This window comes from Paraburkholderia sp. (assembly GCF_047605525.1).
Classification (GTDB): Bacteria; Pseudomonadota; Gammaproteobacteria; order Burkholderiales; family Burkholderiaceae; genus Paraburkholderia.
In genome coordinates this window covers 169,445-182,317 of sequence record NZ_JASGFN010000016.1, presented here as the reverse complement: position 1 = coordinate 182,317, position 12,873 = coordinate 169,445, and the positions used below count along the sequence as shown (strand labels likewise).

The following is a 12,873-nucleotide window of genomic DNA, read 5'->3' as shown; positions in this document are numbered from 1 at the left end:
ATGGTCATGTACATTTCCCAGAAAATCCGGCTTGTCAACGGGATCGAAGTAGAAACCGAAGGCACTTCAATGGAAGCGGTGGTTCGATTTTCATCAGTTTGCAAGGCTTTTGGCGGCGTGCCTGTCCTCGACAGGCTATCGCTGGACATTAGGAAGGGCGAGGTGGTTGTATTTATCGGTCCTTCAGGTTCAGGCAAGACGACTCTTTTGCGTTGCATCAACGGATTGACACCTGTCGATGCGGGGACCATCGCAGTCGGCGGCCAATTGATGACGCAGGTTGAGCATGGCGTCGAGCGGATCGCTTTGAGCGACAAGGAGATGAGCGCCCGTCGTTCGAAGATCGGCTTTGTGTTCCAGCACTTCAATTTGTTTCCGCATTTGACGGTGCTCGACAACATTACGCTCGCACCCCGCAAGGTGAAAGGTCTCAGCAAAGCAGCAACTGAGGCGAGAGCGAAAGAGTTGCTTGCAACCGTGGGTCTTGCCGACAAGGCAGCGACATTGCCTGGGTATCTTTCAGGTGGCCAGAAGCAACGGGTCGCTATTGCACGAACGCTGGCAATGGATCCGGAGGTCGTACTTCTCGACGAGATCACGTCAGCACTCGATCCAGAACGAGTGAGTGAAGTGCTGGACGTCGTTGCCAGGCTTGCACAGTCTGGGATGACCATCATGATGGTTACACACGAAATGGCGTTTGCGCGAAAGGTGGCAACCCGTGTGGTATTTATGGAAAAAGGCAAGCTCGTCGAGCAGGGCACTCCAAAGGATATTTTTGAGGATTCACAGAATCTTCGAGTGCGCGGTTTCCTTAATCGCACAAGCCATGGTTAGACAGGGCTAGTAGTTCGACAACTGTCGAAGTACGCCGGACGCACAACGAAGCATGCGGTGTATTTCAACTTGGCAAAAAATATTTGATTAGTTGTACTGCTTGTTTAAACAAAACCCGGAGTCTAACTATGAAGAAACAGGTTTGGAGAGTGGGAAAACGCGGAGCTCTTGCGTTATCAGCCGGAACGATCGGTTTTTTATCACTGCCGGTACATGCTCAAAGCAGCGTTACGCTGTACGGTATTATTTCGACGGCTGTCGGCTACGTTTCCAACCAGAACGGCAAATCGCTGGTGGGAATGTTCAGTGGCCCGTTGCAGCCGCCGCGGTGGGGACTGAAAGGCCGTGAAGATCTTGGCGGTGGTACGGCGGCAATATTCACACTGGAAAACGGATTCTCCATCGCGAACGGCGCGTTGGGTCAGGGCGGAAAAGAATTTGGACGCCAGGCGTACGTCGGTCTGGACAACGAGCGTTTTGGCTCGATCACGCTTGGTCGTCAGTATGACGAGATGTCGCAGCAGTTGTACTGGTCGGAGGCCGCGACCGTGTTTGCGACGTATTTTGCTGCTCATGTCGGCGATTTCGACAATATCTTCAACAATACGCGGTTCAACAACTCGGTGCGGTATGCGTCTTCCAGCATTGATGGTCTCACATTTGCTGGCCAGTATGCGTTCTCAAATTCTACGACCGGCTTTTCCGACAATAGCGGCTACAGTTTTGGTGTAAATTATGCTCGTGGTCCACTCAAAGTTGGTGCGGCCATGGTGGAAATGCTTCGTCCGGCATCGACGAATGCATCTGGTGCCATCAACGACTCTTACGGATACACCTCTCCGTTCACGAAAAGCCTCGGGCAAGCCAACGTGGACAGCCAGCGCAACATCTCCGTCGCGGCGAGCTACGATTTCGGTTGGATCAATGCGAACCTGAGCTATTCCAATGCGTTGTTCAATTATGTCGACAGAACAGGTCTGCGTTTGCAGAATGTTGAGGCAATGGTCTACCACCGATTCGCACCGGTACTTCTCGCAGGGGTCGGATACGACTACACGTTCGGCGAGTATTCTGCCGGACGTGCCATTCATTACAACCAGGTAAACGCTGGCATCGTCTACTCGCTGAGCAAGCGGACGGATCTCCTCGCCGCTGCGGTTTTTCAGAGGGCCGGCGGTGGAGCGCAGTACGCTCAACTTTACAATAGCTCGCCGTCCTCGTCCAAAAGCGTGACCGCGGTGGTAGCGGGAATTCGAGTAAAGTTCTGATGTAGGGGGCGGTGGCCATATGGCGGACTGCCCTGAGACTTTGTGAATGCACGTTCTAGGAGCAGCGACGGGGTGGACAAAAAAGCTGCCAACTGCTCCGGCCCATGTTGACGGCAAGCTGGCGCGTTGTCAGTGATCCGGCGAGGACCGGAAAGCGGCAATAGCGTTCCCAACGGCACGCCGTACGAGATGCAGTAGCAGATAGAACACGAACTGAATCTGATTGCCGGGCTTGAAATACAAGCCATACTTTCTGACGGTGTACGACATCGTCCGCTTCGCACGCAACCAGCACATCCTGTGTCAGGCTCGGAGCTCGGCCGCGAATTCGGCGCTCTGCTACTGCCGCGGCATCACCGAAGTGGGTCCTGCACTCGGGAACATGCTGTTCGGGCGGTTCATTTCGGAGGAGCGCGGCGAGTCGCCGGACATCGACGTGGACTTCGAGCACCAGCGGCGCGAGGAGGTTGCGCGGTATATCTATGAGAAATATGGGCGGGACCGCGCGGCGATCGCGGCGGCTGTCTCGACTTACCGCCCACGCGGCGCGTTGCGCGAAACCGGGAAGGCACTGGGCGTCGATCCGCAGATCGTGGATCACGTCGCCAAAACCCATCACTGGTTCGATAGCAGTGCGGACCTGCTGGCACGTTTCCCGAGGCTGGCCTTAACCCTGAAACACTACTGATCCAGGCGTGGGTATCGCAGTTACTCGGTTTTCTGCGGCATCTATCGCAGCACTTGGGCGGGTTCGTTGTCAGCCGCGGTAAGCTCATGCGGCTCGTGCCGGTCGAGAATACCGCGATGGCCGGGCGCAGCGTGATCGAATGGGACAAGGATGACCTGGAATTGCTGGACCTCCTCAAGGTCGACGTACTCGCGCTCGGCATGCTGTCGGCGATTCGCCGCGTACTGGACTTCGTGTCCGAGCGCCGTGGCGAGTGCTTTGAGCTGCAGGACATGATCTGGGACGCTTGGTCGGCCGAGCGGCTACACCTAATTACGGCGAGCGAGGCCTGGCGCCGGTAGACGGGGGAACGCGCATCGAAATTCGTTTGAAAACCGATCCGCGAGCCAAGGGTGGGATGCTCCATGTCAGTAAGTATTTTGACGGCGTCCTAACGCTTCAACAGCTGGTTGCTTCAATCGCACCGAGCGTCGCGGTATCCATCGAGGTGAATGAAAATGGGACATCGTCGCCAGCGGTCGGATCGGGCGATTGGCTCAAGCTGTCCGACGATGCCTTGCTCTCCCGGTTGGATCCTTTTGCCAAGGGTGCCGTGGATAAAGAGCGGAGGGTCGGGCATCACGCCGCAATCCGTACAATCTCGGGAGACGAAGGGAATCCTCTTGGACGCGCATACATTAAGCCCAGCGGCTACTTCGGGCAAGATGGCGGCTGGGTTACCGTCGGCGGACTACGCGCGGCGAGGCTTTCGAATGTTCAGGGGTTGCTGGTTGGCGAAACCTTGACGGCCGCTCGCAATTCCGCATTCCCGACAGTACCCAAGGACCGTCTCGCTGAGTGGGCTACTGAACAAGCCCGCATTATCGCCGCCTCCAAGGCCGACGAATCGGTCAAGGCGAACTGCGCTGAGATTGTGTTGGAGTGTGGTGGTGAGTTGGAAGGTTTGCCGATTGTCTGTTGGGGCGGAGATGCATGGTTGAGCGCCCACGAGCTTCGTGATCGGCTCGCTCGATCGGATGAGCTGATGGTCTGTTTCGATGGCGAATTCACCTACGATGAGGATGAGGATGACGTGCATCCACGAGAGTTCAAGAACGAATTTGTGATAGGCGAAAACATCATCACCGTTCCCCAACATGACGGATCCGTCCTGAAGGTAGGCCGGCAGTCATGGCCGCGCTCGATTATCGATCGGCCGAAGACGAGGGAATCTAACCTTGCTGGTGAGGTGGTACGGCATCTCACGGATGTCTGGAGCGAACAGTTCGAAGAAGATTCGGAGAACAGAGAGGTCGGTTCGGTAGGAGGAACATCCATCAAGCGATCGGTGACGATCTTCGGGATCAGTCGATGAAGAGTGACCGAACGGGAAACCACGCTTTCCGCATTCGCGCCGGGCTTCGTGAACGTCATCGTCACAGTGTCGGCCGTTTCCTGCAGCACCAGTCCGGGCGCGGCGATTGCCGTGCGGTTCTCTTTCTACTTTATTCCGATCTCTTTATCCTTGTGTAACGTCCACTGGCGTTCCCATAACGACAAGCGGTAAAACCGGCATCCGTGGTTGAGGCCAGGATGACGCCACCGTTTTTGATCGGTCCGAATCTGCGGCAATCACGGTGGCGTCGGATCGCGTGAGGCGCACCATGGGTAAGTCCCGTGAGCGCTGGGCCACTACCGTCTACGTCGGCGTTGGCGGCGCCGGTCGCGGACGGCCGGGTAGCGTAGCACGCATTAAAGGTGTCAACGTTGCGACTATAAAGTTGTCAACTCAGCACTCCCGAGCAACCCCATCACGCGGCGAGCCATACTGAGTATAGGTTTGCCGGACGCGAAATAAAATCGTCACTTCGCTATAGAGATGCGGCCTACGATACACGGACCGCCGACGGTGGCCGAGAAACAGTGTGGTCGGATACTTCCGAGGTCGTTGAGGGTTGTTGATGCCTGCCGGCACGCGCGGCCGCATGCTCTCAGCCATGGCGGCCATGGCAGGCATCAACAACCCTCAACGATCAGCGTCATTCGAAGCGCTCACGTGAAAGCTTGGAAAAAAGGCCGAATCTCGATGTAACGGTTAAATGCACCCTCGTCGTCTAAAGTGACCGCGAAAGCGTGTCGTCGGTTCAGTCGATCAGGCGCTCGATCACCGCGCGCCGGGACAGGTCAAAGTGCGCGACAAGCCGCTCCAGCGCGAAAAACTGGGTGCCAGTCATCGTCAGGTGCAGACGCCGCTCGCCAGAATCGGCATAACGGAAATGTGCACAAGCTGCCATACACAGGATGGGGTGATCTCAAAGTCCCGTCGTGTGCGTTCGACGCACTGCGCACGACGCGCGCGCAGCCAAAACGAGTGATCATTCGGCCACCAGGGTAATTGTCTAATTGCTATCAATTGACAATCTGAACCCAGTGCCCTATCTTGCAGGTACCGGATGCACGTGTTGAAACCAGAATTGGAAAATTGTTAGCAATTGGACAACTATCAATGCGGTGATATCGAGGCGATTGCAATGTTAAGAGATTTAACCGAGCGACCGTTCGCGGTCGAACCAATGTCGTATGCCGCGGGATGTGCGTTCATCGACGATGACTATGTTTCTCTGCGAGACGCCAAGTTGCCGCTTATGGACTGGGGGTTCACACGCGGTGACGCGTGTCAGGACACCATCTCCGTGCGAGGGGGAAACTTCTTCCGGCTTCACGATCATGTGGTGCGCTTCGAAGATTCATGTCGCACCCTCCGCTATGCCTGTCCTTTCACAAGAGAGCAAATTGTCAGCGTCATGCGTGAATGTGTCCGTCGGACGGGACTGACCGAGGCGACGGTTCAGATCATCATGACACGTGGCGCAGGACCAACGGGCTCTCGCGATCCCCGGGAATGCCGCCATCGATTCATGGCGTACTGTGTACCGTTCATCACAGTCGCAAAGGCTGAACAGTTGGCGCAGGGGCTGTCTGTCCACATCAGCAACAGGTGGCGACTGCCATCCGAAACCGTACCGTCAGAAATCAAAAACTACCACTGGATCGACTTCACCCTCGCCTTATTCGACGCGTATGAACACGATTGCGATTCCGCGCTCCTGCTTGGCAAGCACGGCTTGATCACCGAGGGGCCCGGATTCAACGTTTTCGCGCTATTCGACGACCGTCTTGTCACACCAGGCGAAAACGTTCTCGCTGGAATCACCCGACGCACCGTCTTCGAGTTGTGCGTCGAACTCGGCATCCGCCATCGTGAAGGGCCTCTGCTTCCCGAAGACCTTGCACGAGCCAGCGAAATCTTCGCTTCAACGACAGCGGGTGGCTTGGTGCCCATCGTCAGAATCGATGAAACCACTATCGGCGACGGTGGCCCTGGGCCGCTGACTTCGCGCCTCCGAGACTTGTATTGGCGCAAACGCGACGCTGGCTGGTATGCAACGCCCGTGTATGAAGAACTGGAGAACGGAGAATGACTGCTTGTATGGTGGGCTGGGCCCACACACGTTTTGGAAAATTCGATGCACGCGACGTAGAGAGCCTCGTTGCTGAAGTGGTCCGCGACGCAATGGCTGATGCATGCGTCGAGGCACGCGATATTGATGAAGTCTATTTGGGGACCTTCAACGCCGGCTTTGTCCAACAGGACTTTCCGTCCTCCCTGGTTCTGCAGTGCGATCCAGGGTTTCGCTTCAAGCCCGCGACACGCGTTGAAAACGCTTGTGCCACTGGCTCGGCGGCAATCCAGCAAGGATTGAAGAGTCTCAAGGCGGCCACGGCTCGGCACGTTCTGGTGGTTGGCGTGGAGAAAATGAGCGAAGTCAGCAGTGCCATTGCGGGCGAGAATCTTCTCAAGGCAAGTTATGTCAAGGAATCCGGTGGTACACCCGGCGGGTTTGCGGGAGTATTTGGGACGATTGCCGAAACCTATTTTCACAGGTACGGTGATCAGCTTGATGCGCTCGCCCAGATTGCGGCAAAAAACCATCGTAACGGAGCCCGCAACCCCTATGCACATATGCAGAAGGATCTTGGATTTGAATTCTGCCGGGAGGTGTCCGAGCGCAACCCCATCGTAGCCGGCCCGCTGAAGCGCACGGATTGCGCGCTCATCACCGATGGCGCCGCGGCGGTGGTATTGGCTGACACAAGCGTCGCCGATACGAAGTCCCACGCTGTGGCCTTTCGCGCGACAAGTCACATCAACGATTTTCTGTCGTTGAGTGAACGGGACGTGACTTTTTTCGACGGAGCAGCCCTTGCATGGCGGCTGGCACTCGAGAAAGCGGGCGTCGGAATCGACGATCTTGATTTCGCAGAAATCCACGATTGTTTCACGATTTCGGAACTGATCCAGTACGAAACGATGGGACTGTTCCCGCGCGGTGAAGGCGCGCGGGCGATTCTCGAGGGAATGACTGACATCGACGGAAAGCTGCCGATCAATCCATCTGGCGGCCTCAAGGCGCGAGGACACCCCGTCGGTGCGACGGGCGTATCAATGCACGTGATGGCCGCGATGCAATTGACGCAGACCGCTGGCCCAATGCAGTTGAAAAACGCCCAGCTGGCTGGTGTCTTCAACATGGGCGGCTGCGCGGTTGCGAATTACGCCAGCGTCCTTGAACGTGTTCGGTGAGGATGTCATGCCCATAATGAACCTTGGACATCTTGTCACACAGGCGTCGGTTAGATATCCGGAACGGATGGCCGTGATATTCGGCGACGTCCGGCTGACCTGGAGCGCGGTGAATCAGCGGATCGACTTGTTGGTGGCAGCCTTGCGCGATCTCGGAGTCCAGAAGGGCGACCGGGTTCTCGTTCAGGCACGCAACAGCCATCGCATGTTCGAAACAAAATGGGCATGCTTCAAAGCGGGCGCCGTCTGGGTGCCTGTCAATTTCCGGTTGACTGAGTCTGAGGTCGCGTACATAACCAATCATAGCGGCGCCAGTCTGATGTTCCACGATGCGGAGTTTGATGCACACGCGGCCGCAGCCGCATCCGCGAGCACCCGCTTGAAGAGGAGCATCTGCTACGACCGTCCGGGCAGCGGCACGGACGCATATGAAGCGTTGCTGGAAAGCAGTGCATTTGCCGCGCCATTTGAGGCGGTTGTAGAACACGACGATCCGGCCTGGTTTTTCTACACTTCAGGAACGACGGGGCGCCCAAAGGCGGCCGTGCTAACCCATGGGCAACTGGCATTCGTGACGGTCAGCCATCTTGCTGACATGTTCCCGGGTACAACGGTCGAGGACACCTCGCTCGTGATCGCGCCGCTGTCCCACGGTGCGGGCGTGCACGCTCTGGCCCACGTCGCCAGAGCAACCACCCAGGTGCTCTACCCGAATACGGAGATTACGCCGGAGCGTGTCTGGGAAATTGTGCAAACACATATGGTGACCAATTTTTTCGCGGTCCCGACGCTCCTCAAGAAGCTGGTCGAACATCACAGCGTGGATATGTACGATCACTCCACACTCCGGCGCGTCAACTATGGCGGCGCACCAATGTATCGGGCTGACCAAAAGTTGGCGTTAACGAAACTCGGATCGGTACTTGTTCAGCACTTCGGTCTCGGAGAATTCACGGCCAACATTACGGTGCTGGCGCCGGAGCATCATTCGCCGAGCGATGATGACGCCGCATGCCTAACGGGCTCGTGCGGGGTGCCGAGGACAGGCATCGAGGTCGCGATCCTTGCCGCGGATGCCAGGCAGCTTCCCTCAGGCGTGGAAGGCGAAATATGTGCGCGGGGCCCCGCTGCTTTCGCCGGTTACTTTCGTGACGAGGATGCGTCGCGCAAGGCGTTCCGTGATGGGTGGTTCCATACCGGAGACATCGGCCATGTGGACGAGCGGGGATTCGTGTACGTGACCGGACGCCAGTCGGACATGTATATCTCCGGTGGACTCAACGTATATCCACGAGAGGTGGAGGAAATTCTCCTAACCCATCCACAAGTTAGCGAGGTTGCGGTAGTGGGGATGCCAGACCCCCAATGGGGCGAAAGCGGCGTTGCCGTGCTGGTCACTGCTGATGGTCAGGCGGTCCCGACCCACGAGTTTTCAGAATTATTTGCCAACCAGCTGGCAAAGTACAAATGGCCAAAGCGGTACGAGTTCTGGGCAGAATTACCCAAATCAGCGTACGGCAAAATCCTTAAGAGAGAAATCCGGAGCAGGCTGAGCACTACCGCAACGGGTGTAGCCTGCGAACCTGATGGGAGGATCGCATGAATATCACGCATCTCGACCATCTTGTTCTGACAGTCAGAGACTTCTCGCGAACTATCGAGTTTTATGAGGGCGTGCTCGGCATGAAGCATGCCGTGTTCGACAGCGACTTCCACGCCCTGCACTTCGGGAATCAGAAGATAAACCTTCATCCGTACCGCAATGAATACAGTCCTCACGCCGAGCACACGCTGCCCGGGACTGGAGATCTATGTTTCATCAGCGAAGGGAGCATGGAAAGTATCGTCTCTGAACTCGGCCGTCGCGGGGTCAAAATTGAGGTCGGTCCGGTTCCACAGACCGGTGCTCGTGGTCCAATGCAATCCGTTTATTTCAGAGACCCGGACGGCAATCTCATCGAGATTGCCATCTACGATTAACGCTTTTGTCCGTTTTACACAGCGATCAAATGCAAACAAGCAAACGAAACAAGGGCGCGACAGCGAACCCGCGCGCAAAGATGGAAGTGGTACGTCGCAGCCTGGACGTGCTCGCCGCGGACAAACTCCGGGATGCGATCACTTCCGGAGGATTTGAACCCGGTGAGCGTCTGACGGAAGAAGATCTGGCCGCCTCTGTGGGGCTTAGCCGCGGAACCGTGCGACTGGCACTTCGGCAACTGATGCACGAAGGTTTGGTGACGCAGGAGCCGTTCAAGGGGTATGCCGTTCCCTCGCTCAGCGCGAATGATGCGACGGAACTCTACACGCTGCGAAATTCACTGGAAGGCTTCGCCGCCCGGCTCCTTGCAGAGCAGATCGATCTGAAGAAAGCGCAGGCGCTTGACAAGGCCTTTAACGAGGTCGTGACCGCCGTTCAGGAAGGTGATCGGCGGCGTGCGGTGGCCGCTGACTTCGAACTGCACATGGTGATCGTCCGGCTGACCGGACACTCACGACTGGAGACCCATTACGGGCTGATTTCGCAGCAGATGCGTCTATATCAGAAGATGGTCAGTCAATTCCTTACGCTCGACGACTATGTCGAACTTCACGCTCCGCTGATTCAGGCAATCAAGGAGGGACGGTCGGTCGACGCGCAACGCATTGCGTCAGAACACAATACCGAAGATGGAGAGAAACTGGTCAAGGAGTTGACGCAGCGCGAGGAGGTCGCGAGAAAGGCCGGGTAGAAGAATAGACGAGCAGTACGACACACAACGACAGAAGATGGTGCATTTAGTGCGCCATTTTTGCCAATTTATTTGCATTCCTAACCATCTTAGGGAGAATCACGATGAAGGTGTTTCTATGTGGTGTGGTGCTGGCACTCCTTTCGTTTGCCGACTATCAAAACGCGATTGCGGCAGACGGTGGCACTCTGAGCCGTGTCCAGCAGGCGAAGAAGGTCATTATTTGTACCTCCAATGATGTCCCCTACGCATATCGGGATCCGAAAACTCAGCAAGTCACGGGAACCGACATTGACATGGATCGGGCAATCCTAGGGAAGATGGGCGTCACATCTATCGATATCTTCGAAGTTCCGATCTCGGGGATTATCTCGGCTCTCAACACAGGCCGTTGTGACATGATATCGGACAATATCGCGATTACAGTGAAGCGCTCCGAGCAGGTGTCGTTCTCGACCCCCATGTACAAAGCAGGTCAGGCGCTGATCGTGCCGAAGGGAAACCCGGCCAATATTCATAGCGAGCGGGATTTCCACCGCCATACGGTAGGCTCATACCTTGGGACGATCCAGCTTGACTGGTTAAATTCCCTAGCCCAGAAAGACCCGTCGATTCAGGTCAAGCCGTACAAAAACATTCCAGAGATCTTGGCGGAATTGCGCGCGGGCCGTCTTGATGCGGGGGCCTTCGACGACATGGTTGCAGCAGATGCGCTTCGCACCGATCCCACTTTGCCAATTCAGATTCTCGATTACAAGATGCCAATCGGAGACTATGCGGTAGGTGCTGCATTCAGAAAGGACGATGTGGCATTCCGTCAGGCATTTGACGAGGCAAATCGCCAGTTTCAGCTCGACGGCGGATTGACCAAGGTACTCGCACAGTGGCGGCTGACCCCAGTCGAACGCTACTACCCATTTCCAAACTGCTGCCAGTAGGGGCTATCGTGGAAACCATTCTTGCCTATCTCCCGGCGCTGTTAAGCGGTGCGGTTGCGACCATCTATATCACCTTTCTGTCGATGGCGATCGCACTCGTCCTCGGTTTGTTCATCGCGTTGGGCCGGAGGTCGCACCTTCGGCCTGTTCGGTGGGCACTACGTGCGTACGTCGATTTCATGCGAGGTACGCCTCTGCTTCTACAACTGTTCTACATCTACTACGTGTTTCCGTACATTGGCATCAGGATGCCCGCGTTGCTAGCGGGGGTGTTAGGCCTGTCTCTCAACTACGCGGCATACCTGTCTGAGGTGTATCGGACTTCGATCGATGCGATCGGCATTGGGCAGATCGAGGCGGCACGGGCATTGGGCCTTCGTCCCCGACACGCCTTTTCCAAAGTGGTCTTTCCGCAGGCGCTGCGCATCGCTGTTCCGCCCATCGGCAATTACTTCATTGCGATGTTCAAAGATACCGCTTTGGTCGCCGTCATTTCGGTTAAAGAATTGATGTTCACCGCCGACCAACTCAGTTCAACCACCTATCAATACCTGATCATCTATTCGACTACGTTCGTTATCTATTACCTCATCAGCTATCCGGCCTCGATGCTGGTTGCGCATCTGGAGCGAAGAATGAGGCGAAACGACAGGGTATTGAAACCGGAGGCTGGACAACTGCTCGGTGGGCACGTTTAGCGCCCACTGAGACGACATCCAAGCAACTGATTTCAAGCTTATTATAAAGGATTCCTAATGTGTGAGCCTGTTATATATGTAAATGGTAAATTCGTGCCAGAAAGCAAGGCGACAATTTCCGTGCTTGATCATGCGGTTCTTTACGGCGACGGCGTGTTCGAGACCGCTCTCGCTTGGGAAGGAAGCGTTTTCAAGCTTGACGATCATCTGGATCGCTTTTACAGATCCATGCATGCGCTATCTCTTACGTGCTCTGTTTCTCGTGAACAATTGATCTCTCTCATACTTGAAGCCATACGCCTGAACAATGTGCGTAATGCGTACATCAAATGGATCGTGACGCGTGGCACGAACGGGAAGCCACTCATGGAGCCTGCGGGTTGCGTACCGAACCTGATCATTTTGGTTCAACCCTATCTGTACATGGCGGCAAAGGAGCGCATCGAGGGTGGACTGCGCGTCAAGACGGCTGCAGTGCGTCGCCCTTCGGGCCAGGTTTTGGACGCTCACATCAAGAGCCTCAACTACCTGAACCTGATTCTCGCGAAGCTTGAAGCAAAGGCGGCCGGCGCAGACGAAGCGCTGTTGCTTGACTCGTACGGCCGGATCTGCGAGGCGCCGGGATATAACGTCTTTGTGGTCCGGGGACAGCAATTGTTGACACCCTGTCATGACATTCTGGCCGGCATCACCCGGCAAACTGTCATGGAGTTGGCCGGAAGTCTCGAATTGTCTGTCGAGTCTTTCGATCTGGAACTTTACGATGCCTATACCGCCGACGAAGTGTTCTTCTGCAGTACGGCGGGTGGGCTGCTACCGGTGGTCGAACTGGACGGCAGGACAATTGGCTCAGGCAAACCGGGGCCCATCTTCGGCAAGCTGTCGAAGGCGTATCTGGAGCTGATTGCTTCCGGGCGTTACGGAATACCGATCGACAGAGTCGTTCGGATTGGAGACTGAGATGCGTACACAAGCACTACGCGCACGACATGCACAACCGTCCGCAGGAGTCGCAGGGGCTGACGCTACTGGCGATGCCTTGGCGAAGGTGATTGGAGTGGCTAACAGTGACGCCGCCAAACGACGCC

At 56.2% G+C, this 12,873-nt stretch carries 11 protein-coding genes and 1 pseudogene; all 12 read left to right on the top strand.

Annotation, left to right across the window (positions count from 1 at the left end; all coding sequences use genetic code 11):
• The first annotated feature begins 6 nt into the window (after positions 1-6).
• Positions 7-837 carry an amino acid ABC transporter ATP-binding protein gene (locus QM685_RS23200; protein WP_415119731.1) on the top strand — a complete coding sequence of 277 codons (831 nt, stop codon included), beginning with the start codon at positions 7-9 and terminating at the stop codon, positions 835-837.
• Positions 838-965: 128 nt separating this feature from the next.
• Positions 966-2,105: a porin gene (locus QM685_RS23195; protein ID WP_415119729.1), complete on the top strand. Its 1,140-nt coding sequence runs from the start codon at positions 966-968 to the stop codon at positions 2,103-2,105.
• Between the two features lie 189 nt (positions 2,106-2,294).
• A pseudogene (locus tag QM685_RS23190) lies at positions 2,295-3,068 on the top strand (error-prone DNA polymerase); the annotation flags it as partial.
• A gap of 92 nt (positions 3,069-3,160) precedes the next feature.
• The gene (locus QM685_RS23185; protein WP_415119727.1) at positions 3,161-4,147 is read left to right on the top strand and encodes a hypothetical protein; all 987 of its coding nucleotides are present in this window, start codon (positions 3,161-3,163) and stop codon (positions 4,145-4,147) included.
• 1,117 nt (positions 4,148-5,264) lie between these two features.
• A complete protein-coding gene (locus tag QM685_RS23180; RefSeq protein WP_415119725.1) occupies positions 5,265-6,254 on the top strand; it encodes an aminotransferase class IV in 990 nt (329 codons plus the stop codon).
• Complete coding sequence (locus QM685_RS23175; RefSeq protein ID WP_415119723.1) at positions 6,251-7,417, top strand: acetyl-CoA acetyltransferase; 1,167 nt, start codon at positions 6,251-6,253, stop codon at positions 7,415-7,417. The genes QM685_RS23180 and QM685_RS23175 overlap by 4 nt, the downstream gene beginning before the upstream one ends.
• On the top strand, positions 7,407-9,020 hold the full coding sequence (locus QM685_RS23170; protein ID WP_415119773.1) for an AMP-binding protein: 1,614 nt from the start codon (positions 7,407-7,409) through the stop codon (positions 9,018-9,020). Before QM685_RS23175 ends, QM685_RS23170 begins: the two co-directional genes overlap by 11 nt.
• A complete protein-coding gene (locus QM685_RS23165; protein WP_415119721.1) occupies positions 9,017-9,397 on the top strand; it encodes a VOC family protein in 381 nt (126 codons plus the stop codon). The genes QM685_RS23170 and QM685_RS23165 overlap by 4 nt, the downstream gene beginning before the upstream one ends.
• A 29-nt stretch (positions 9,398-9,426) precedes the next feature.
• Positions 9,427-10,149: a GntR family transcriptional regulator gene (locus QM685_RS23160; RefSeq protein WP_415119719.1), complete on the top strand. Its 723-nt coding sequence runs from the start codon at positions 9,427-9,429 to the stop codon at positions 10,147-10,149.
• A 104-nt stretch (positions 10,150-10,253) separates the two neighbouring features.
• A complete protein-coding gene (locus QM685_RS23155; RefSeq protein ID WP_415119717.1) occupies positions 10,254-11,087 on the top strand; it encodes a substrate-binding periplasmic protein in 834 nt (277 codons plus the stop codon).
• Positions 11,088-11,095: 8 nt separating this feature from the next.
• Complete coding sequence (ehuD, locus tag QM685_RS23150) at positions 11,096-11,785, top strand: ectoine/hydroxyectoine ABC transporter permease subunit EhuD (protein WP_415119715.1); 690 nt, start codon at positions 11,096-11,098, stop codon at positions 11,783-11,785.
• 57 nt (positions 11,786-11,842) lie between these two features.
• Positions 11,843-12,745: a branched-chain-amino-acid transaminase gene (ilvE, locus tag QM685_RS23145; RefSeq protein WP_415119713.1), complete on the top strand. Its 903-nt coding sequence runs from the start codon at positions 11,843-11,845 to the stop codon at positions 12,743-12,745.
• The last annotated feature ends 128 nt before the right edge of the window (positions 12,746-12,873 follow it).

Bases quoted from the DNA above. Each gene is read 5' to 3' on its own strand.
- QM685_RS23200 (WP_415119731.1), top strand. From the start codon at position 7: ATGTACATTTCCCAGAAAATCCGGCTTGTCAACGGGATCGAAGTAGAA.
- QM685_RS23195 (WP_415119729.1), top strand. From the start codon at position 966: ATGAAGAAACAGGTTTGGAGAGTGGGAAAACGCGGAGCTCTTGCGTTA.
- QM685_RS23175 (WP_415119723.1), top strand. From the start codon at position 6,251: ATGACTGCTTGTATGGTGGGCTGGGCCCACACACGTTTTGGAAAATTC.
- QM685_RS23165 (WP_415119721.1), top strand. From the start codon at position 9,017: ATGAATATCACGCATCTCGACCATCTTGTTCTGACAGTCAGAGACTTC.
- QM685_RS23160 (WP_415119719.1), top strand. From the start codon at position 9,427: ATGCAAACAAGCAAACGAAACAAGGGCGCGACAGCGAACCCGCGCGCA.
- QM685_RS23155 (WP_415119717.1), top strand. From the start codon at position 10,254: ATGAAGGTGTTTCTATGTGGTGTGGTGCTGGCACTCCTTTCGTTTGCC.
- ilvE (WP_415119713.1), top strand. From the start codon at position 11,843: ATGTGTGAGCCTGTTATATATGTAAATGGTAAATTCGTGCCAGAAAGC.